Below are 19,977 nucleotides of genomic sequence, written 5' to 3'. Positions count from 1 at the left end.
ACACCGCCCGGATTAAGAAACGAGGCGCCTTGCGCGCCCCGTGCATATACCTAGAGGTAGGATTAGATTGCTTTCAACGTGCCCTTGGGCAACGTAGCGGCAATCGCACCTTTCTGGAACTTGAGTTCGACAGTATCGGATACTTCGATAACCACGAAATCATCCGTCACCTTTACTACACGTCCAGCGATACCACCGGACGTTACCACTTCGTCACCCTTCTGCAGATTGCCCAGCAGGTTCTTGTGCTCCTTGGCACGCTTGGCCTGTGGACGCCAGATCAGAAAGTAAAAAATGACCACGAAACCGATCAGGAAAATGAATTGAATATATTCACCACCTGGTGCGGCAGCCGCCGGAGCAGTCTCCTGGGCATAGGCAGCGGGGATCAGAAAGCTCATTGCAATAACTCCTGTTGCAAAGTCTGGAAATCAATCTGCCAACGGCGGGGTAGGCAAGCCGCGGCGCGCATAGAAGGAATCGACGAAGTCGGCCAATTTACCCTGTTGAATAGCATCACGTAAACCAGACATCAGCCGTTGATAGTGACGCAGGTTATGGATTGTATTCAGCATGCTGCCTAGCATTTCGCCGCATTTATCCAAGTGATGCAGATAAGCACGGGAAAAGTTGCGGCAGGTATAGCAGTCGCAGGTCGGATCCAAGGGTGAATCGTCATGCCGGTGGACAGCATTACGAATCTTGAGAACGCCGGTATCAATGAATAAGTGCCCATTACGTGCGTTACGTGTAGGCATTACACAATCAAACATGTCGACGCCACGCCGCACACCTTCGACCAGATCTTCCGGCTTTCCAACACCCATGAGGTAACGAGGTTTGTCAGCAGGCAGATGCGGCGGAAGAAAGTCCAGAACCCTGATCATTTCTTCCTTCGGCTCTCCCACTGAAAGCCCGCCGATGGCGTAACCATCGAAACCGATGTTTTCCAGCCCCTCCAGCGAACGCAGACGTAGCTCCTCATGCATTCCGCCCTGGACAATGCCAAATAACGCCGAAGGGCTATCACCATGGGCAATACGTGAACGCTTGGCCCAGCGCAGCGACAGCTCCATGGAGCGCTTGGCTGTATCGAAGTCGGCAGGATACGGCGTGCACTCATCAAAGATCATGACGATGTCCGATCCCAGCGCTCGCTGAACGGCCATGGACTCTTCCGGCCCCATGAAGACCTTGGCACCATCGACTGGCGACGCAAAGTAGACGCCCTCTTCCTTGATCTTGCGCAGCGCCCCCAGGCTGAATACCTGAAAGCCGCCAGAATCCGTAAGGATAGGGCCCTTCCATTGCATGAAATCATGCAGATCGCCGTGACGACCAATGACTTCGACCCCGGGCCTCAGCCATAGGTGGAATGTATTCCCCAGGATGATATGTGCCCCAATCGCCTCAATGTCCCGTGGCAGCATGCCTTTGACGGTGCCGTATGTGCCAACCGGCATGAACGCAGGGGTTTCGACTACGCCGCGAGGAAAGCTCAGTCGGCCTCGACGGGCCCGGCCTTCGGTCGCCAGCAACTCAAACTTCATGAAACTCATTTCAGGACTCTGGCCCTTTGGCGTTTGGGTTACGGGTAATGAACATGGCATCACCATAACTAAAGAAACGGTAGTTTTGCTCAACGGCAGCGGCGTAGGCGGCCATTGTCTCGGGATAACCTGCAAAAGCCGAAACCAGCATCAGCAACGTCGACTCGGGCAGGTGAAAGTTGGTCACCAGCGCATCGACAACGTGAAAAGGCTTGCCAGGATAAAGGAAGATATCCGTATCGCCACTAAAAGCCTTGAGTTGACCGTCACGCGCAGCGCTTTCCAAGGAGCGGACACTGGTCGTGCCCACTGCAATGACGCGCCCGCCACGGCCCTTGCAGCGCTCGATGGCATCAACAACCGCCTGACTGACCTGCAACCACTCTCGATGCATATGATGATCTTCGATGCGATCAACCCGAACGGGCTGGAACGTACCGGCCCCCACATGCAACGTCACGAATTCGGTTTCGATACCTTTTTCGCGAATGGCTTGCAGCATGGCTTCGTCAAAATGCAGCCCTGCCGTCGGTGCAGCCACAGCCCCTGCATTGCGGGCATAAACGGTCTGATACCGTTCACGATCCTCTTCATCGTCCGGGCGATCAATGTAGGGCGGCAGCGGCATGTGCCCTACCCGCTCCAGAAGCCCCAGCACAGGCTCTGCAAAGCGCAGCTCAAACAGCGCATCATGCCGCGCCAGCATCTCCGCCTCTCCGCCACCCTCGACATGGATGACTGCACCCGGTTTGGGAGACTTGCTGGAACGCACATGAGCTAAGACCCTGAATTCATCCAGGACACGCTCGACAAGTATTTCAAGCTTTCCGCCACTGGCTTTTTGCCCAAACAATCGCGCAGGAATAACCCGCGTATCGTTGAAGATCATGAGATCCTCTGGACGCAGATAGTCCAGCAGGTCGGAAAACTGCTGATGATTGATCGCTCCAGAAGGGCCGTCCAGCACCAGCAGCCGGCTTGCGCGGCGCTCGGATAGCGGATGACGTGCTATGAGCGATTCAGGTAGTTCAAAATAAAAATCGGAAACTTGCATGCAGGCTCATCTCGAAAGGTCGCACAGCTTACCGGAAGAGATGAAATAAGACCATTTAAAGCGTTGACTCGAAACAATCTCATCCCTATACTGCGCCGCCATTGCCTCGGTGGCGGAATCGGTAGACGCGGCGGATTCAAAATCCGTTTCTGGCGACAGAGTGAGAGTTCGAGTCTCTCCCGAGGCACCATACAAAGTTTTCAGGACTTCCCACCAAGTCCCGAAACATCAGAAGAACCGGCCTTAGAGCCGGTTTTTTTGTGTCTCTCTATCCTGCCCTCTTCTGGCTCTCCCAAGTAATAACTACTTCCTTGGTATAAAGCGCCTCAGGCGTGCCTTGGAGTAGATCATTACAAGCCAACGCGAAAGATTCATCCTCCCGATCTCTCTATGCATCGTTCTGCACCGTTTAACGCAGGCTTGAGCGGTCTTCCTGCCTCACCGCTTTACCCAACCTTTACCTGCCTTGACGTCACGCGACAGCCGTACGGTGCTTTATAGCAGCGAGGCAAAAGCTCTTGCTGAAGGAGGTACGTATGCCAGGTCGAATATTGAAGGTAACCTTACTCATCGGCTGCCTTATCAGTGCAGGTGAAGCCGCGGCTTTTGAGCGTGAGCGGGTTTATGGGCCGCCGCCTCACCATGAGAATTACAAAGCCCCTATTACTTACCGTCAGCTTCAAAGGCTGCACTACCATAGGCTCCACGCAAGACACTATTACGCTCCGCCGCCACGTCATCGTGCCCATTATCACAAGCCTGCGCCGACGTATTACAGGCCCGCTTTCCAATGGTGATTAAAAGCCAGTTGACGCTTTGTCTTAAAGCCTCGTCTTGCACGAGGCTTTTTAATAGTGCATGAACGCCAGGCACACTCCTCCAAGCCTCTTCCGCCAAACGGCGAGAACTCAGGGACCGGAAGTCATGTCATTCTGATACATCTGAGGGGATATGGATATGAAGAACCTGCTGGCCGCATTAGTCAGTCAACTCGCTTGCGAAGGCAAGGTGGAATGCCTGGAAAGAGATGAGAATTTCGCCAGAGTCATTGTCACGACACCCCACGGCATCATTGTCGAGAGGGATCTACACGCCACCCAGCTTCATCATGCCGTTCTGCTCAAGGCTGTCGCCGATGAGATAAAAGAAGAAATTCAGGAACGAACCCTGCGTCTTTATGGTGATATTTCCGAATGCTAGCGGCACTCGGCTGACGCCCACTTCCCACCGTTTGGTATTTGAGCATAAGGGTTAGCATGATCGTACGCCCTCAGACCCCATCGCTATGGGTGCTGCTGTTTTCTCTGAAAGGCTCCATTATTCCCGCCATCTGGAAGCGAGTGCTCTACACGGTGCTGCTAAGCTCCTTTGTCGTAGCCACGCATGGCACCCTCTACCACTACAAGGTTATTTTGACAGCTACGCCTTTTACACTTTGGGGACTGACGCTGGCGATATTCTTGGGCTTTCGTAATAGCGTGGCCTACCAGCGCTTTTGGGAAGCGCGGACCCTGTGGGGAGAACTGCTCATCGTCTCTCGCAACCTAGTGCGGCAAACGTTGAGTTTTTTTCCTGGAATGACTGTTGAAGAGCGACGCTCCATAGCCCTTCAACTAACCGCATTCAGCCATGCGCTTCGCGACCACTTGAGAAACGATGACCCAACGCCCGACCTGAAGCGCCTTCTGATACAGAACGATTGCGCCCGGGCGCTGGCAGCCGCCAATCGGCCTAATGTGATACTGGGTCTTATTGGACAGAACATCAGTCAGTTGATGCGGCAACACAACTCCAGCGAAATTCTTCTTAGCTCTGTAGATCAACAGATCAGTCGCCTCTCTTATGTGCTGGGAGGCTGTGAACGCATCAGAAATACACCTATCCCCTATCCCTATATTCTGATGCTGCATCGCACCGTACACATTTACTGTTTTCTACTACCGTTCTGCCTGGTGGATAGCATTGGCTGGTTTACCCCACTTGCTGTTTGCGTACTGGCGTATACCTTTTTTGGACTGGATGCCCTGGGAGATCAGATAGCGGACCCTTTCGATAAGATGCCAAACGACCTGCCACTCAATGCCATGTGCAGAGGTCTGGAAATCTCCCTGCTTGAACTGCTGGATGAACGAGACCTCCCGCCCCCTCTACATCCTCAGGACGGTTTATTGCTGTAAGCCTTTCGAGGAAAGACAGGCTTGCCATGCTAACTACCAGGTGTTGCAGTAGAACGCTTATTACGAACAGCAACGCCTCATGCCACGAACCCTATCCCTGCCTACCAGAAAATACCCATCCGCCGGTCTTGCCAGGCGACTAGCTGCAAGCCTCTATGACAGCATCCTGCTTGTTGCCTTGGTAATGGTGGCTACATTGGGTTATTTCGGCGGGTTGGCGGCCTGGATGGGAGGTTCCCGCCTCAAGGCAATGGCCGAACAAGGGGAGCTGATAGGCGACCCTATATTGAGCATCCTGATTGTATTGGTCAGCTTTGCTTACTTTGCGGGCTACTGGATACATAACGGCCAAACGCTCGGCATGCAGGCCTGGAAGATCCGAATACAAAATACCGACGGCACAAGGATTAGTCTGCCTCAAGCCGCCATGCGCTTCGCCGCCGCTCTTTTCTCGTATCTCTGCCTAGGGGTAGGCCTTTTATGGATACTCGTCGATACACGCAGGCGAAGCTGGTCTGATCTGGCTTCCAAGAGCCAAACCATACATATCTTGGAGTAGGACACAAAAAAGGCCGAACAGATGAATGTTCAGCCTTTTTCGTGAGGACATCAGCCCGCTTTACGCAATAACCATATGCCTGCCAATGCACAGACTCCTGCAGGCACCAGGACCGCCAATATGGGTGAGAATCCAAATACCAGACTGGAGGGCCCCAACAGGTCCTGAGCAATACGGAATACGAATCCTACTACCACACCGGTAAAAATACGCTGACCCAATGTTACCGAGCGCAGCGGGCCGAAGATGAATGAAATGGCCATTAATACAAGTGCTGCTGTCACCAGCGGCTGGAATACCTTGCCCCAGAACGCCAGCCAGTAAGAGGCATTATTAAGCCCCTGATCCGCCAGGTAATGGATGTACCACCACAAACCAGAAATGGACAAAGCATCGGGCTCCATCACAACGGTGTCGAGTATTTGTGGTGTCAGTTCGATGTCCCAATTTTCTGTTGGAGCTGTTATGACCTCGGTGTGACGATCACGGAAGTGGGTCGTGGAGATCGTTTGCAGCTCCCAATGGTCGCCTCGGTACTCGGCACGCTTGGCAAAACTTGCCGACAGCAAATGGCGCTGCTCATCAAACTGATAACGTGTAATACCAAACAGAACACCGTTGGGCTGCACCGCATTGATATGAACGTACTCACGTCCCTGACGATGCCACAGGCCATGCTTGGAACTCTGGGCATCACCGCCGCCCTGCGCCATTGCACGGTTGCTCTGAGCAATGTTTTCCGACCAGGGAGCGACATATTCACCAATAAGCACGCCTGCAAGCATGATCAGCAGCATAGGCTTCATGACAGCCCAGACAATTCGAGCCAGCGAGACACCAGCGGCTCGCATGATGATCAGCTCGCTGCTACTGGCCAGCGAGCCCAGGCCAATCAGACAGCCTATCAGCGCTGCCATGGGCAGGAGCTCATAAGCCCGCCGCGGGCCAGTCAACAGTACATACGTAAGCGCCTGCAGGGCGCCGTAGTTATCATCGAAATCCCCTAGCTGATCGATATAGGCAAACAGCAAGGCCAATCCAAGAATAACGCCAAGAACAGCCAGAATACTGACTAGAACCGAGCGACCTATATAACGATCGAGTTTACTCATGACCTCTCTCCGTAGCACGGCGGCGCATGGACAGGCGCAACGGCTCCCAGAAGGCCAGCAGCAAACCTAACGCAAGAAACAACAGATGAACCGGCCAAAGACCGATGGCAGGCGGAAGCTTGCCCTTATCGAGCGAGCCACGGGCGGCAATCAGCAGGGAAAGGTAGGCCATATAAAGCAGGATGGCGGGCAGTAGTTTAAGGAAGCGTCCCTGACGTGGATTGACACGCGATAACGGCACGGCAATCAGCGTCACGATGAAAACCAGCACCGGAATGGAAAGACGCCACTGCAGCTCGGCCTTCTGACGGATGTCATCACTGGACATCAGGGCACGTGTCGGAATCGCTTCGCGTGCACCTACATCCGTACTGACTTCAGGTTTAGGAAGCAACACTCCGTAGGTATCGTATTGAACCGCACGATAGTCCGCCTGGCCTGGGGTACCGTCATACCGGAAACCATTTTCCAGAATCAGGTAACGACTGCCATCGGAATGGATTTCCTGGTGGCCCTTATCGGCGATCAGCACACCAATGCCCCGATCAGACCCGGCCTTGGCTTCATTCTTTTCAGAAATAAAGACGCCCGAGAGCTGGGTACGATCATTGCTGAGCGCTTCGGTATAGGTCACCCGCGAGCCATCACGCAGCGACTGGAAGCGACCGGGCGCCAGGGTGTCGAACTCGGTCAGCGCATCCTGCTGATTCAGGATCTCACCCACACGCTGAACGCCCATAGGGGTCAGCGACAGACTCAACCAGGCAACAACAAGCGCAATGAGTGTTGCCGGTGCCATCGTATAGGCCAGGAGGCGTTGCTGACTCATTCCGGTAGCGGAAAGGACCGTCATCTCACTTTCCAGGTACAGACGGCCATAGGAGAGCAGAATCCCCAAAAATAGACCAAGCGGCAGAATCAGCTCTAGGAAACCGGGAATCCGGTATCCCATGATCATCATCAAGGCGCCAGGATCCAGGATACCCTGCGCAGCTTGAGCCAGATATTTAATAAAGCGACCACTCATGATGATCACCAGCAAAACGGCGCTTACCGCGCCCATGGTGGTGAGAACTTCACGTGCTAGATAACGAAAGACGATCAAACAAGGCTCTCCAGGGTTGTCAGGCTCAGGCGCGTACGCTCAAACTAGCCGCCGTTGCTAAACCGACCCGCGCAAGGCAGCCCGCAGGGCGGCCCCGGCGAAAATAGCTGGCATTATCCTGCAAACCTACTCGTTTGTCTTGGGGAGCTTCTCGTAATGGAATTTCTCGTTAAAAGTGCAAGTCCGGAAACACTGAAAACAGCCACACTGGTTCTTGCTGTTGGTGAACATGGTTATATGGACGCTTCGGCGGCCACGGTCGATACCGCTACCGGTGGCGCCCTGAGCGCTGCAGTCAAGCGCGGTGATCTGGCAGGCAAACCGGGGCAGACGCTGCTGCTGACCGGCCTTACCGGTCTGAAAGCCGAGCGCGTTTTGCTGGTGGGCACTGGAAATACCGAAGAAGGCCTGGGCGATCGCACGTATCGCAAAGTGGTCAGCGCAGCATTAGGCGTACTCAAAGGTTTGGGCGGTACTGATGCCGCCTTCCTCCTCGGCGATGTCAACGTCAAACAGCGTGACGGCTATGCGAAGGCTCGCCTGCTGGCTGAAACGCTGGCGGATGGCCTGTATGTTTTTGATCGTTTCAAGAGCAAGAAAGCCGAGCCTCGTGCTCTGAAGAAAATCATTCTGGCAGGCAGCAAGGCCGCTCAAGCTGATATGGAGCGAGGCCTTGTCCATGCCCAGGCCATTGCTGCAGGCGTTGCCTATGCCAAGGATTTTGGCAACCTGCCGCCAAACATCTGTAACCCCGCCTACATTGCGGACGAAGCCAAAGCACTTGGCAAGCAGTACAAGGAAACCGGCCTCAAAGTCGATGTACTGGACGAAAAGAAGATGCGCGAGCTGGGCATGGGTTCGTTTCTCGCCGTGGCACAAGGCAGCGAGCAACCGCCCCGCCTGGTAGTGCTTCAATACAAGGGTGCTGCAAAAGACACAGCCCCCCATGTTCTGGTCGGCAAAGGCATTACGTTCGATACCGGCGGCATCAGCATCAAGCCCAGCCAGGGCATGGATGAGATGAAATACGACATGTGTGGTGCTGCCAGCGTACTGGGTACATTCCGTGCCGCGCTCGAGCTCAAGCTCCCAATCAACCTGGTAGGCCTGTTGGCTTGCGCCGAAAACATGCCTAGTGGAACGGCGACCCGCCCTGGCGACATCGTCACAACCATGAGCGGTCAGACGGTGGAAATCCTCAACACAGACGCTGAAGGCCGTCTGGTGCTGTGCGATACACTAACCTATGCCGAGCGCTTTAAGCCCCAGTCCGTGATCGATATCGCTACACTGACCGGCGCCTGCGTCACAGCCCTGGGGTCGGTTGTCTCTGGCCTGCTAGGTAACGATGACAACCTGATCCAGCAGATCAAAGCCGCCGGCGATGCGGCTGATGACCGCGTATGGCAGTTGCCTCTGCATGATGAGTATCAAGAGCAACTCGACAGTCCCTTCGCTGATATCGCAAACATTGGTGGCCCTAAAGCAGGCACCATTACGGCAGCGTGCTTCCTGTCGCGCTTTGCCAAGAACTACAAATGGGCTCACCTGGATATCGCTGGCACAGCCTGGATCAGTGGTGGCAAGGACAAGGCCTCTACCGGCCGCCCCGTCCCATTGCTTATGCAGTATCTGCTAGACCGCAGCCAAGGCTGAATCGGTGCAGCGCGATAGGGTTCGCTTCCCTATCGCGCCGCTGCTGCCAGCCATACTCCGGAGCCAGACATGACCCGTGTCGACTTCTATGTTCTTCCCAGCGACGACCCTGACGCCCGACTGACGTTTGCATGCCGCCTCGCCGAAAAAGCGTGGAGACAGCAGATGCAGACGTATATCCATTGCGCTGACGAAGCCCAACGCAGTCAGCTGGACGAACGGCTTTGGGACTTCCGTCCCGACAGCTTCCTGCCTCACGATTTTGCCGAGGACAAGCCGGATAGCCCAGTCCTGCTGGGTATTGACACCCAACAGGAGCGAACCGGCGAACTGTTGATCAACCTGGATACTCGTATTCCTGCTTTTTTTGCCGGCTTCAGCAGAATTGCCGAACTGGTCATCGAAGAGGCTTCAATACGCAAAGCGGCTCGTGAGAATTTCCGCTTTTACCGAGAGCGCGGCTATGCTTTACAAGACCATCGTCTGCCGCGAGTCTGACAATCATGGACAAAGACCTCCCGCCTCGCCCGGCACATCTCATGAATGATCTGGAATCGATCCGCCAGCTACTGGATAAACACGACCTTCCCATGCTTACCGACCGGCTGGACCAGGATGGTATTCCTGTACTGTCCGATGTAGTCGTACCCTCTATTGAACGGCTAAGCGCTATTCCTCCGCTGCTTGATCAGATCGAGCCGGAGCGCGTTTCTCGACAGGATGAGGAATCCCTGGAGGAGCTACTTCGCCAGGAAGCGCGCCTCATACTCCAGGAGGTCATTGCCGAATTCGCACCTAAAGTTGAAGCCGAACTGCAAAAACGCCTGGATGCCCGCCTCGATGAACTGATCAGGCAGCGCGAGCAGGTCTGATTACAAGACGGTCAGTGTTGCGATCAATCGCACCTGACCGTTATCCCCGTTATACTCAAAGGCTTTCCCTCTTCAGACGCCTTTGCCAACGTACATGGACAAGACTTACCAGCCACACGACATCGAAACCTCTTGGTACCAGACCTGGGAATCCAAGGGATACTTCGCGCCTCAGGGCTCCGGCGAGCCCTATACCATTATGATTCCGCCGCCCAACGTCACCGGCAGCCTGCACATGGGCCATGGCTTTAACAATGCCATCATGGACGCCCTGATCCGCTTCCGCCGCATGCAGGGCCGCAATACCCTGTGGCAGCCCGGCACGGACCACGCAGGCATTGCCACCCAGATGGTGGTGGAGCGCCAATTGAGTGCGCAGGGCGTCAGCCGTCATGATCTGGGTCGCGAGAAGTTTCTAGAGAAAGTCTGGGAATGGAAAAACGAGTCTGGCGGCAACATCACTCGCCAGATTCGTCGCCTGGGCTCTTCCGTAGACTGGTCACGCGAACGCTTCACGATGGATGACGGTCTGTCTGAAGCAGTCAAGGAGGCCTTTGTCCGTCTACACGAGGACGGCCTGATTTATCGCGGCAAGCGCCTGGTCAACTGGGATACCAAGCTGCATACGGCTATCTCCGATCTGGAAGTCGAGAACCATGATGAGAAAGGCTCATTGTGGAACCTGCGCTATCCCCTGGCTGATGGTGCCAAGACAGCAGAGGGCAAGGATTACCTGATCGTTGCCACGACCCGCCCGGAAACCATGCTGGGCGACTCCGCCGTAGCGGTACATCCTGAAGATGAGCGCTACAAGGCACTGATCGGCAAATTCATCGAGCTGCCGCTGGTAGGCCGTCGCATCCCGATCGTGGGCGACGACTATTGTGATCCAGAATTTGGCACAGGTTGCGTCAAGATCACCCCTGCTCACGACTTCAATGACTATGAGGTCGGCAAGCGCCATAACCTGCCCCTGATCAAAAACGCAGCGGTACTTGCTACAGCACAAGTATTCAACCTGGATGGCAGCGTAAACACTGAAGTCGACGCAGGGATTCCGTCCGCATACGCAGGCCTGGATCGTTTCGAAGCCCGCAAGCAGATCGTAGCGGCCTTCGACTCTGCCGGTCTTCTAGAAAAAATTGAAGACCATGCGCTGAAAGTACCCAAGGGCGATCGCTCCGGCACTGTTATTGAGCCGTGGCTGACCGATCAATGGTACGTCTCCACCAAGCCTTTGGCTGAAAAAGCCATTGAGGTCGTGGAAAACGGCTCTATTCAGTTCGTACCCAAACAGTACGAGAACATGTACTTTTCCTGGATGCGTGATATTCAGGATTGGTGCATCAGCCGTCAGCTCTGGTGGGGTCACCGTATTCCGGCGTGGTATGACGAGGCTGGCAACGTCTATGTTGGTCGCGATGAAGCGGAAGTCCGCAGCAAGCACAATCTGGGCGAGATCGCGCTGCGCCAGGACGACGACGTACTCGACACTTGGTTCAGCTCGGGTCTGTGGACATTCTCTACCCTCGGCTGGCCGGAACAGACCGAATTTTTAAAGACGTTCCACCCCACCGACGTTCTGGTAACCGGCTTTGACATCATCTTCTTCTGGGTCGCCCGGATGATCATGCTGTCTACTCACCTGACTGGGCAGATTCCGTTCAAAACCGTCTACGTTCACGGTCTTGTACGCGACGGTCAGGGCCAGAAGATGTCCAAATCCAAGGGCAACGTGCTTGACCCGCTGGATATCGTCGATGGCATTGATCTGGAGAGCCTGCTGCAGAAGCGCACCAGCGGCATGATGCAGCCCAAGCTGGCGGAAAAGATTGCCAAGCAGACCCGTGCTGAATTCCCGGAAGGCATTGCCAGCTACGGTACTGATGCCCTGCGTTTCACATTCTGCTCCCTGGCCTCCACCGGCCGCGATATCAAATTCGATATGGGCCGTGTCGAAGGCTTCCGCAATTTCTGCAACAAGATCTGGAATGCGGCCAACTTCGTGCTGGAAAACACCGAAGGCAAGGACTGTGGCGTCAATGACGAACCGGTCGAATTGTCTTCTGTGGATCGCTGGATCATCTCTCAACTGCAGCGTACAGAAGCTGAAGTGACTCGCCAGCTGGAACAGTTCCGCTTCGACCTGGCTACTCAGGCACTCTATGAATTCATCTGGGATGAATACTGCGCTTGGTATCTGGAGCTAGTGAAGCCGGTATTGTGGGATGAAAACGCTTCTATCGAACGTCAGCGCGGCACACGCCGTACCTTGGTACGTGTGCTGGAGGTTGCACTGCGTCTGGCGCATCCGTTCATGCCTTTCATCACGGAAGAAATCTGGCATCGCATCGCACCGCTTGCCGGCCAACAGGGCGAAACCCTCATGCTGCAGACTTGGCCCGTTGCCAATGAGGCCCGTATCGATAGCGCGGCTGAGGGTGATATCGAGTGGATCAAGGCGCTGATGCTAGGAGTGCGTCAGATTCGTGGTGAGATGAACATCTCCATGGCCAAGCGCATCGACATTCTGCTCAAGCATGCTAGCGCTGAAGATCAGCGACGCATGAGCGAAAACGAGCCCCTGCTCAAGAAGCTGGCCAAGTTCGAGTCGATCCGCATTCTGGCTGCCGATGAAGAGGCACCGCTTTCTGCTACAGCGCTTGTTGGCGAGATGGAAGTGTTGGTACCGATGGCAGGTCTGATCGACAAGGCTGCTGAACTGGGTCGTCTGGATAAGGAAATCCAGCGTCTGGAAGGCGAGGTAAAGCGCGTCGGAGGCAAGCTGAACAACGCCGGCTTCGTGGACAAGGCGCCAGCCGAGGTGATTGCCAAAGAACGCGCCAAGCTGGCCGAAGCCGAGCAGGCGCTCGCCAAGCTGGCCGAACAGCGTGGACGAATCGCCAGCCTGTAACGGCTGAATGCCACCATAGGCCCGCTTAGGCGGGCCTTTTGATTTGTTATCGATGGATGCTCAAGGATTGGACAATGGACGTAAGCAAAACCAAGACAAGCTTCTACCGCCGCCTGTACGTCGCCTGGCTGGTCGACTCTGGAGTCGCAACGAGTGTACCGGCCCTGATGGAAGCGACAGGCATGCCCAGACGTACTGCACAGGACACCCTTTCGGCGTTGAGCGATCTGGATATCGACTGTGCATTTGAGCAGACCGAAGGCGCTCGCAACCATGCAGGACATTATGTCATCCGTGATTGGGGCGCTATCGATAAGCGCTGGATCCGCTCCAACCTCCCCACCATAAAAGCCCTGCTGGGCTACCCCTAATCGTTCGAGCCTTTTCATGACTCAGCCACCCAAGCGCCCCGCTGCCCCCAACCTGAATAAAGGGGTTCTGCATCCCCGCAACCGTCACCAGGGGCGCTATGATTTTGCCAAGATGATCAAGGCCTGTCCTGAACTGGCGCCCTTCGTCATCATCAACCCCTACGGCAAGCAAAGCATCGACTTTGCCGATCCTGCCGCTGTCAAAGTCTTCAATCGCGCCCTGCTCCGGCAATATTATGGAATTGCCCACTGGGACATCCCGGAAGGCTATTTATGCCCCCCTATTCCAGGCCGCGCAGATTATGTTCATTCCTTGGCAGACCTGCTGACTGAACGTAATGAGGATATTGTTCCTCGTGGCGCCATGATCAAGGCGCTGGATATAGGGGTTGGCGCCAACTGCATCTATCCGCTGATTGGCCATCACGAGTACGGCTGGCATTTCGTTGGGGCCGATATCGACGCAACGGCGCTGGCCTCCGCCAAGACCATCCTGCAAAGCAATCAGCTGACCAAGGCTATATCGTTACGGCAGCAGACCGAGCCGAACCGCACGTTTCGAAACATCATCGCCCCAGATGATCGTTTCGATATAACCCTCTGCAATCCGCCCTTTCATACCTCTCTGGAAGAGGCACGCAGCGGCAGTCAGCGCAAGTGGAAAAACCTTGGCAAACTGGATCCGAAACGCAAGTTGCCCGTACTCAACTTCGGCGGTCAGGGCGCTGAGCTATGGTGCAAGGGCGGTGAAGCCCGCTTTGTACGCACCTTGGCAGAAGACAGTGCCTGCTATGGTCCGCAGGTGTTCTGGTTTAGTACTCTGGTGTCCAAGGTTTCTAATGTCGACAGTCTGGTGGCTGCTCTAAAGCAGGTCCATGCGGTAGATATCCGTACGATCGACATGTCCCAAGGTCAGAAACGTAGCCGGCTGGTGGCCTGGACTTTTCTTTCACCGGATGCTCAAGACCAATGGCGCCGCACACGCTGGATCAAGAATGCCGATTAAGCCCGTCGCACGGGTGCGCTACACTATCAGGCCACATCTGATTTTCGCGGCAATGTCGCCTGCGCTTCATTGATAGAGAGTCCCATGCCCATTCGCCACGCTATCGTTCACCTGATCGACAAGAAACCCGACGGTCAGCCCGCTACGCTGCATGCCCGTGAAGCCGAGCTCGAGGCATCCCAGGCCATCGAAAACCTGATGGCCGATCTCAACGAAAGCTATAACGCCAAACCCAACAAGGCCTGGGGGCTGTTCCATGAGGAGTCTGGTGCCTATCCCTTCAGTGGCTGGCTCAATGAGTATCTGGACGGCGGCAAGAACTTTGTTGCATTAAGCCAGCAGGCCGTCGAGCACCTCAAGCAGCTTATGGAAGGCTCAAACCTTTCAACAGGCGGCCATGTTCTCTTTGCCCATTATCAGCAAGGCATGACGGATTACCTTGCCATTGCCCTGCTGCATCATAGTGAAGGCGTAACCGTAACCGACACCCTGGACGTAGCGCCCGCCAAACACCTGGACCTCGGGCAGCTTCATTTGGCGGCACGCATCAATATTTCCGAATGGCGTAATAACAAGCAGTCCAAGCAATACATCTCCTTTATCAAGGGCAAGGGCGGCAAGAAGGTCTCGGATTATTTTCGTGACTTCATTGGCTGCCAGGAAGGTGTCGATGCGCCCAGCGAGACGCGCACCCTGCTCAAGGCCTTTAGCGACTATGTAGAAAGCGAAGACCTGCCTGAGGAGAAAGCCAAGGAAAAAACCGACACCCTGGTCGACTATGCCAGCACCCAGGCCCGTATTGGCGAGCCCATTGCCCTGGATGAACTGTCGGAGCTGATGAGTGAAGAGCAGCCCAAGGCCTTCTATGATTACATCCGCAACAAGGACTACGGACTTGCGCCTGAAATCCCGGCAGACAAGCGCACCCTTAATCAATTCCGCCGCTTTACGGGGCGCGCCGAGGGCCTGTCCATCAGCTTCGAGGCTCACCTGCTTGGCTCCAAGGTAGAATACGACGAGTCTCAGGACGTATTGATCATCCGGCAGGTCCCTACCCAGCTAAAGGATCAGATCAAGCGTCGCAAGGACTAACCGCCAGGCAGGGCGACACGTTTGATCGCTCTGCCTGCCAGACTCATAACGCTTCGATATTGAATCCTATTTTAGGAACGTGAACGTGCACAGTGCCGGCACGCTCGTCCCTGCGCCTTAAAATGACTTCCTCCACCCCTGCGTACAGCAACTCACCTTCTACAGTCTCCAGGCCATAATCCTGAGCTGAAATCGCTACACGATCGCCTTGAGTAAGGCCCGCCGGCAAGAACATTTCCCCTTCTGGAATAGGGGCAGGATCGGAATCATACGCAATGCGTATGGCCTCCTCTGCGCTCAGGTCGGAATAAGTGCCATGACCGAACCCCTGCACGCGGCCTAGCCAGGCGGATACTTCAGGATAAGTGTCCACCAGAGGCGCAGTCTGACGGGCCGACTGCAAAAACCAGAGGCAATGCGCCAGCGAGAAATCTGCGATAGAGGGAGCATTGAAGAGGTATTCGCCACTGCTGCGCGCCAATTGCTCCTCAAGTCGTGCCATTAGGGTGGGCCAATGTTGGGCCGCCTGCCTTGCCGTAACCCGAGGTGCATTTCCCTTTTCAAAAAGCGCCTTACGGTCCGCCATGAACGCTTGAGCCTGCTCAGGCGGAACATTGGCCATGCGCTCGGCGATGACGTCGGGCTGGAAAATCAATGCCACGGCGTGCTGGAACACTACACTATCGGCCCAGGCTGCAAAGGCGCGACAGGCAAACTCCTGGCCCTCTGGAAAGAGCGTGGGAGTGGCCTTAGCCTGCTCCAGGCGCTGCGCGATCAGCGCCGTATCACAATAGATATCTGCCCCAACCTGAAGCACAGGCGTCTTACGATAGCCGCCGGTTAATGCGGTGAGATCCGGCTTTGGCATGACACGGGGAATGATGACGGAGCGCCAGGACAGCTGCTTGAAACCCATCAGCAGATGAACTTTTTCGGCAAACGGAGAGGTCCAGTAGTGATGCAGGATGAGATCAGTCATGCGCACGCCCTCTTATTGGAGAAGCGCAGAGTAACCGCCCTCCCCCTTGAAGACTATCCTCCCTGAGCCACTATCATGGCTTCCTTGATGTTCTTTTTGAATTTTTTAATGGCGCGTTCACGGCGAAGCGCTGCAGATTTGTCTACACACGGCTCCGTATAGACCAGTGCCTTGGCAGGGCTTGAATGAAAAAAACGAGCCCCCTTGCCTTGTTGGTGAGCCTTGAAACGGCGCTGAGGGTCATTGCTGATGCCGCAGTAGAGTGAGCCATTTTCAGCTCTGACCAGATAGACGAACCATGGCCGCAGCGGATGAGTCATGGTCAAGGATAAGGGTAAGGCGTCCACGTACAGCAAGCCATTCAACCAGAGAGCGTAGCTGTATTCTCCCGCCTGGCCCGGTAAAAGAACAGCCTATAAGAAAGGCGCCCTGAGGCGCCTTTCTTGATAGATCAATGAAGGATCTGACCCAGGAAGAGCTTGGTACGCTCGTTTTGAGGGTTATCGAAGAACTGATCCGGCGGGGCCTGCTCCACGATTTCACCCTTGTCCATGAAAATCACACGGTTTGCTACCGTTCGGGCAAAACCCATTTCGTGAGTCACGCACAGCATGGTCATACCATCCTGAGCAAGACCGATCATGGTATCGAGCACCTCCTTTACCATTTCCGGGTCAAGCGCTGAGGTAGGCTCGTCAAACAGCATGATCTTGGGCTTCATACACAACGCACGGGCAATGGCCACACGCTGTTGCTGACCACCGGAGAGCTGTCCCGGATACTTGTGAGCCTGATCTGGAATGCGTACGCGCTTCAGATAATGCATCGCGACTTCTTCGGCTTCCTTCTTCGGTAGCTTACGTACCCAGATAGGGGCCAGCGTACAGTTTTCCAGTACCGTTAGATGAGGGAACAGATTGAAATGTTGGAAGACCATACCGACTTCACGGCGAATGGCCTCGATGTTTTTCAGGTCCCCATTAAGCTCTACATCATCAACGACAATATTGCCCTTCTGATGCTCTTCCAAGCGATTGATACAGCGGATCGTGGTCGACTTGCCCGACCCTGACGGGCCGCAGAGCACGATACGCTCGCCCTGTCGGACCGTCAGGTTGATGTCCTTAAGCACGTGGAACTGACCGTACCATTTGTTCACGTCTTGCATCTGGATCATGATCTTGTCACCGATGCCCAGAGTCTTGGCATTTTCACTCATGCTGATTCGCTCCTTAGCGGCGATGGCCGGTGTCGAGACGGCGTTCCAGACGCTGACTGTACTGCGACATACCGAAACAGAAAGCCCAATAAATCAATGCGCCAAAGACATAGCCTTCGGTCGACATACCCAGCCAGGCTGGATCAACGGTAGCCTGGTGCAGGCTGTTCAAGAGATCGAACAGACCAATGATGATCACCAGACTGGTATCCTTGAACAGCGCGATAAACGTGTTCACGATTCCCGGGATCACCAGCTTCAATGCCTGAGGCAGTATGACCAGCCCCATGGCGCGCCAGTAGCCCAGTCCCATGGCTGACGCCGCTTCGTACTGCCCTTTCGGGATCGCCTGCAAACCACCACGCACGACTTCGGCAATGTAAGCTGACTGGAACAGGATAACGCCAATCAGTGCCCGCAAGAGTTTGTCGAAGCTCATGCCTTCAGGCAGGAACAACGGCAGCATGACGGATGACATGAACAACACCGTGATCAACGGAATACCCCGCCAGAACTCGATAAAGGTCACGCACAACACGCGTACGGCCGGCATTTCCGAACGACGTCCCAATGCCAGGAATATACCCAGCGGCAGCGCACCGGCAATACCTACAGAGGCAATGACCAGTGTCAGCGTCAGGCCGCCCCAACGGCTGGTAGGCACCGCGTCGAGCCCCAGCACGCCGCCATGCAGCAACACCCAGGCAACAACGGGATAAACGATCAGAAAAACGATGCCATAAACTACCTTTCGGGGCATCGCTTTGATGAACAGCGGTGCAGCACCCAGAACCGCGAGAACCAGCGCCACATCCACACGCCAGCGCAGTTCCGGCGGGTAAAACCCGTACATGAACTGACCAAAGCGCATCTTGATGAATACCCAGCATGCGCCTCCTGGCGTGCAGTCGGAACGCTCGGTCCCGCTGAACGTTGCATCCAGGAAAGCCCATTTGATCATGGGCGGAACCAACAGCCAGACCAGATACAGAGCAAGTAACGTAAGCAGCGTGTTGTAAACGCTGGAAAACAGATTGGTCCGCATCCAGGCCCACGCACCGATCGAGCGATTCGGCGGCGGCAGATCAGGTTTGAACGTATGTGTAGTCATGATCGCCTCTTATCGCTCACGCAAAGCCATTCGCTTGTTGTACACGTTCATTAACAGCGAAATGCTCAGGCTGATAACCAGATAGACTGACATCGTGATAGCAATGGTCTCGATCGCCTGCCCGGTCTGGTTCAGTACCGTACCGGCAAACAGCGACACCATGTCCGGATAGCCAATACCGGCAGCCAATGATGAGTTCTTAGTCAGGTTAAGGTATTGGCTGGTCAGTGGCGGGATGATGACCCGCATGGACTGGGGAATGATGACCAGGCGTAGCGTCCGACTAGGCTTCAGCCCCAGGGAATTGGCTGCTTCGGTCTGCCCATGGCTCACCGACTGGATACCCGAACGTACCGTTTCAGCAATGAATGCTGCGGTATAAACGGAGAGTGCCACCAGTAAGGCGAACAGCTCAGGAATCACCACCCAGCCGCCCTGAAAGTTGAAGCCTTTGAGCTGCGGAACAGTCCAATGGAACGGTGCACCAAATATCAGGGCTGCCAAACCTGGCAGAACGATCAGCAAAGCGATAATCGAGATCAGCAGCGGAAAGCCTCTTCCGGTCCTGTCACGCCGAACCTTTACCCAGCGCGCCAGGGCAATACTGGCCACAACAGCTAGCGCAATCGCCACCAGGAACGGTACGACACCTTCTGCCGACACGGGTGCTGGAACGTACAGTCCTCGGTTGTTCAAAAACAACGTGTCGAAGAAGCCGAGACTCTGTCGGGGTCCAGGCACCAGACGCAACACAGCGAAATACCAGAAGAATATCTGGAGCAGTGGCGGAATGTTGCGAAAGGTCTCGATATAGATCGCGGCGAGTTTACGTACCAGCCAGTTCGGCGAAAGACGAGCAATACCGATGATAAAGCCCAGCACAGTGGCCAGGATGATACCCAGGATGGATACCAGAAGCGTATTCGCCAGGCCGACCAGAAAGAGTCGTCCATAAGAATCTGATTCCTTGTAGTCGATCAGACTCTGGCTAACGCCAAAGCCTGCGCTATGCTCAAGAAAAGCAAAACCGGAGGTAATTCCCCGGTGTTCCAGGTTGGTTTGTGTGTTGTTGAATAAGTACCAGCCAAGTGCAGCGACCGCCACAATAGCCAGTATCTGAAACGCCCAGGCGCGAGCGCGCGGATCGTTGATCAACGACCCAGACGTGCCTATTGATTTAGACATGATGTTTTCCGAGAT

The 19,977-nt window shown here is 55.1% G+C and carries 20 protein-coding genes and 1 tRNA gene; 11 read left to right on the top strand and 10 right to left on the bottom strand.

The features are described 5' to 3' along the window. Positions 1–62: 62 nt before the first annotated feature. The 3 genes from yajC to queA are packed head-to-tail and all read right to left on the bottom strand — an operon-like array spanning position 63 to position 2,604. Entirely contained in the window at positions 63–401 is a 339-nt protein-coding gene (gene yajC / locus JQR86_RS05075) for a preprotein translocase subunit YajC (RefSeq protein ID WP_010795334.1), read from the bottom strand. A gap of 30 nt (positions 402–431) precedes the next feature. Continuing rightward, positions 432–1,550: a tRNA guanosine(34) transglycosylase Tgt gene (gene tgt, locus JQR86_RS05070; RefSeq protein ID WP_037030442.1), complete on the bottom strand. Its 1,119-nt coding sequence runs from the start codon at positions 1,548–1,550 to the stop codon at positions 432–434. Between the two features lie 10 nt (positions 1,551–1,560). Continuing rightward, the gene (queA, locus tag JQR86_RS05065) at positions 1,561–2,604 is read right to left on the bottom strand and encodes a tRNA preQ1(34) S-adenosylmethionine ribosyltransferase-isomerase QueA (RefSeq protein WP_434154438.1); all 1,044 of its coding nucleotides are present in this window, start codon (positions 2,602–2,604) and stop codon (positions 1,561–1,563) included. 103 nt (positions 2,605–2,707) lie between these two features. Between queA and JQR86_RS05060 the strand changes: the two genes are divergently transcribed. The 4 genes from JQR86_RS05060 (at position 2,708) to JQR86_RS05045 (ending at position 5,340) form a co-directional block, all read left to right on the top strand. Continuing rightward, positions 2,708–2,794 (top strand) — tRNA-Leu (locus JQR86_RS05060). Positions 2,795–3,561: 767 nt separating this feature from the next. Next, positions 3,562–3,804, top strand: a complete 243-nt coding sequence (locus JQR86_RS05055) for a hypothetical protein (RefSeq protein ID WP_010795338.1) — start codon at positions 3,562–3,564, stop codon at positions 3,802–3,804. Between the two features lie 56 nt (positions 3,805–3,860). Beyond that, positions 3,861–4,781 carry a bestrophin family protein gene (locus tag JQR86_RS05050; protein WP_074824824.1) on the top strand — a complete coding sequence of 307 codons (921 nt, stop codon included), beginning with the start codon at positions 3,861–3,863 and terminating at the stop codon, positions 4,779–4,781. Between the two features lie 79 nt (positions 4,782–4,860). Next, positions 4,861–5,340 (top strand): RDD family protein, encoded by a 480-nt coding sequence (locus JQR86_RS05045; RefSeq protein ID WP_434154437.1) that lies wholly within the window; start codon positions 4,861–4,863, stop codon positions 5,338–5,340. Positions 5,341–5,390: 50 nt separating this feature from the next. Here JQR86_RS05045 and lptG read toward each other — a convergent pair whose 3' ends face one another. Continuing rightward, the gene (gene lptG, locus JQR86_RS05040; protein ID WP_010795341.1) at positions 5,391–6,452 is read right to left on the bottom strand and encodes an LPS export ABC transporter permease LptG; all 1,062 of its coding nucleotides are present in this window, start codon (positions 6,450–6,452) and stop codon (positions 5,391–5,393) included. Further along, the gene (lptF, locus tag JQR86_RS05035) at positions 6,445–7,557 is read right to left on the bottom strand and encodes an LPS export ABC transporter permease LptF (protein WP_010795342.1); all 1,113 of its coding nucleotides are present in this window, start codon (positions 7,555–7,557) and stop codon (positions 6,445–6,447) included. The genes lptG and lptF overlap by 8 nt, the downstream gene beginning before the upstream one ends. 156 nt (positions 7,558–7,713) lie before the next feature. On the opposite strand from lptF, the gene JQR86_RS05030 reads away from it, so the two are divergent. The 7 genes from JQR86_RS05030 (at position 7,714) to yejK (ending at position 15,468) form a co-directional block, all read left to right on the top strand. After that, the gene (locus JQR86_RS05030; RefSeq protein WP_239381386.1) at positions 7,714–9,213 is read left to right on the top strand and encodes a leucyl aminopeptidase; all 1,500 of its coding nucleotides are present in this window, start codon (positions 7,714–7,716) and stop codon (positions 9,211–9,213) included. A 69-nt stretch (positions 9,214–9,282) separates the two neighbouring features. Further along, positions 9,283–9,711 (top strand): DNA polymerase III subunit chi, encoded by a 429-nt coding sequence (locus JQR86_RS05025; RefSeq protein ID WP_010795344.1) that lies wholly within the window; start codon positions 9,283–9,285, stop codon positions 9,709–9,711. A 5-nt stretch (positions 9,712–9,716) separates the two neighbouring features. Then, complete coding sequence (locus JQR86_RS05020; RefSeq protein WP_010795345.1) at positions 9,717–10,085, top strand: hypothetical protein; 369 nt, start codon at positions 9,717–9,719, stop codon at positions 10,083–10,085. Positions 10,086–10,179: 94 nt separating this feature from the next. Further along, complete coding sequence (locus JQR86_RS05015; RefSeq protein WP_434154436.1) at positions 10,180–12,999, top strand: valine--tRNA ligase; 2,820 nt, start codon at positions 10,180–10,182, stop codon at positions 12,997–12,999. Between the two features lie 74 nt (positions 13,000–13,073). Further along, positions 13,074–13,370 carry a winged helix-turn-helix domain-containing protein gene (locus JQR86_RS05010; RefSeq protein WP_010795347.1) on the top strand — a complete coding sequence of 99 codons (297 nt, stop codon included), beginning with the start codon at positions 13,074–13,076 and terminating at the stop codon, positions 13,368–13,370. A 16-nt stretch (positions 13,371–13,386) separates the two neighbouring features. Continuing rightward, on the top strand, positions 13,387–14,376 hold the full coding sequence (gene rlmF, locus JQR86_RS05005; protein WP_434154435.1) for a 23S rRNA (adenine(1618)-N(6))-methyltransferase RlmF: 990 nt from the start codon (positions 13,387–13,389) through the stop codon (positions 14,374–14,376). 84 nt (positions 14,377–14,460) lie between these two features. After that, positions 14,461–15,468 (top strand): nucleoid-associated protein YejK, encoded by a 1,008-nt coding sequence (yejK, locus tag JQR86_RS05000; protein ID WP_434154434.1) that lies wholly within the window; start codon positions 14,461–14,463, stop codon positions 15,466–15,468. A gap of 43 nt (positions 15,469–15,511) precedes the next feature. On the opposite strand, the gene JQR86_RS04995 is transcribed toward yejK, so the two are convergent. The 5 genes from JQR86_RS04995 to JQR86_RS04975 all read right to left on the bottom strand — a co-directional run bounded on the left by JQR86_RS04995 (position 15,512) and on the right by JQR86_RS04975 (position 19,962). After that, on the bottom strand, positions 15,512–16,447 hold the full coding sequence (locus JQR86_RS04995) for a glutathione S-transferase family protein (RefSeq protein ID WP_434154433.1): 936 nt from the start codon (positions 16,445–16,447) through the stop codon (positions 15,512–15,514). A 53-nt stretch (positions 16,448–16,500) separates the two neighbouring features. Then, positions 16,501–16,767: a GIY-YIG nuclease family protein gene (locus JQR86_RS04990; protein WP_434154844.1), complete on the bottom strand. Its 267-nt coding sequence runs from the start codon at positions 16,765–16,767 to the stop codon at positions 16,501–16,503. A 131-nt stretch (positions 16,768–16,898) separates the two neighbouring features. Beyond that, positions 16,899–17,666, bottom strand: a complete 768-nt coding sequence (locus tag JQR86_RS04985; protein WP_010795352.1) for an amino acid ABC transporter ATP-binding protein — start codon at positions 17,664–17,666, stop codon at positions 16,899–16,901. Between the two features lie 13 nt (positions 17,667–17,679). Further along, positions 17,680–18,777 carry an amino acid ABC transporter permease gene (locus JQR86_RS04980; RefSeq protein ID WP_150346835.1) on the bottom strand — a complete coding sequence of 366 codons (1,098 nt, stop codon included), beginning with the start codon at positions 18,775–18,777 and terminating at the stop codon, positions 17,680–17,682. A gap of 9 nt (positions 18,778–18,786) precedes the next feature. Continuing rightward, on the bottom strand, positions 18,787–19,962 hold the full coding sequence (locus JQR86_RS04975; protein WP_434154432.1) for an amino acid ABC transporter permease: 1,176 nt from the start codon (positions 19,960–19,962) through the stop codon (positions 18,787–18,789). Between the last annotated feature and the right edge of the window lie 15 nt (positions 19,963–19,977).

Source organism: Pseudomonas sp. JZ134 (genome assembly GCF_051027695.1).
GTDB classification, from domain to species: domain Bacteria; phylum Pseudomonadota; class Gammaproteobacteria; order Pseudomonadales; family Pseudomonadaceae; genus Chryseomonas; species Chryseomonas luteola.
This window is presented reverse-complemented; position numbering and strand designations above follow the sequence as displayed.

Coding starts and splice junctions, on each gene's coding strand:
- yajC (WP_010795334.1), bottom strand. CDS start 401: ATGAGCTTTCTGATCCCCGCTGCCTATGCCCAGGAGACTGCTCCGGCG.
- tgt (WP_037030442.1), bottom strand. CDS start 1,550: ATGAAGTTTGAGTTGCTGGCGACCGAAGGCCGGGCCCGTCGAGGCCGA.
- queA (WP_434154438.1), bottom strand. CDS start 2,604: ATGCAAGTTTCCGATTTTTATTTTGAACTACCTGAATCGCTCATAGCA.
- JQR86_RS05055 (WP_010795338.1), top strand. CDS start 3,562: ATGAAGAACCTGCTGGCCGCATTAGTCAGTCAACTCGCTTGCGAAGGC.
- JQR86_RS05050 (WP_074824824.1), top strand. CDS start 3,861: ATGATCGTACGCCCTCAGACCCCATCGCTATGGGTGCTGCTGTTTTCT.
- JQR86_RS05045 (WP_434154437.1), top strand. CDS start 4,861: ATGCCACGAACCCTATCCCTGCCTACCAGAAAATACCCATCCGCCGGT.
- lptG (WP_010795341.1), bottom strand. CDS start 6,452: ATGAGTAAACTCGATCGTTATATAGGTCGCTCGGTTCTAGTCAGTATT.
- JQR86_RS05030 (WP_239381386.1), top strand. CDS start 7,714: ATGGAATTTCTCGTTAAAAGTGCAAGTCCGGAAACACTGAAAACAGCC.
- JQR86_RS05025 (WP_010795344.1), top strand. CDS start 9,283: ATGACCCGTGTCGACTTCTATGTTCTTCCCAGCGACGACCCTGACGCC.
- JQR86_RS05020 (WP_010795345.1), top strand. CDS start 9,717: ATGGACAAAGACCTCCCGCCTCGCCCGGCACATCTCATGAATGATCTG.
- JQR86_RS05015 (WP_434154436.1), top strand. CDS start 10,180: ATGGACAAGACTTACCAGCCACACGACATCGAAACCTCTTGGTACCAG.
- JQR86_RS05010 (WP_010795347.1), top strand. CDS start 13,074: ATGGACGTAAGCAAAACCAAGACAAGCTTCTACCGCCGCCTGTACGTC.
- rlmF (WP_434154435.1), top strand. CDS start 13,387: ATGACTCAGCCACCCAAGCGCCCCGCTGCCCCCAACCTGAATAAAGGG.
- yejK (WP_434154434.1), top strand. CDS start 14,461: ATGCCCATTCGCCACGCTATCGTTCACCTGATCGACAAGAAACCCGAC.
- JQR86_RS04995 (WP_434154433.1), bottom strand. CDS start 16,447: ATGACTGATCTCATCCTGCATCACTACTGGACCTCTCCGTTTGCCGAA.
- JQR86_RS04990 (WP_434154844.1), bottom strand. CDS start 16,767: ATGACTCATCCGCTGCGGCCATGGTTCGTCTATCTGGTCAGAGCTGAA.
- JQR86_RS04985 (WP_010795352.1), bottom strand. CDS start 17,666: ATGAGTGAAAATGCCAAGACTCTGGGCATCGGTGACAAGATCATGATC.
- JQR86_RS04980 (WP_150346835.1), bottom strand. CDS start 18,777: ATGACTACACATACGTTCAAACCTGATCTGCCGCCGCCGAATCGCTCG.
- JQR86_RS04975 (WP_434154432.1), bottom strand. CDS start 19,962: ATGTCTAAATCAATAGGCACGTCTGGGTCGTTGATCAACGATCCGCGC.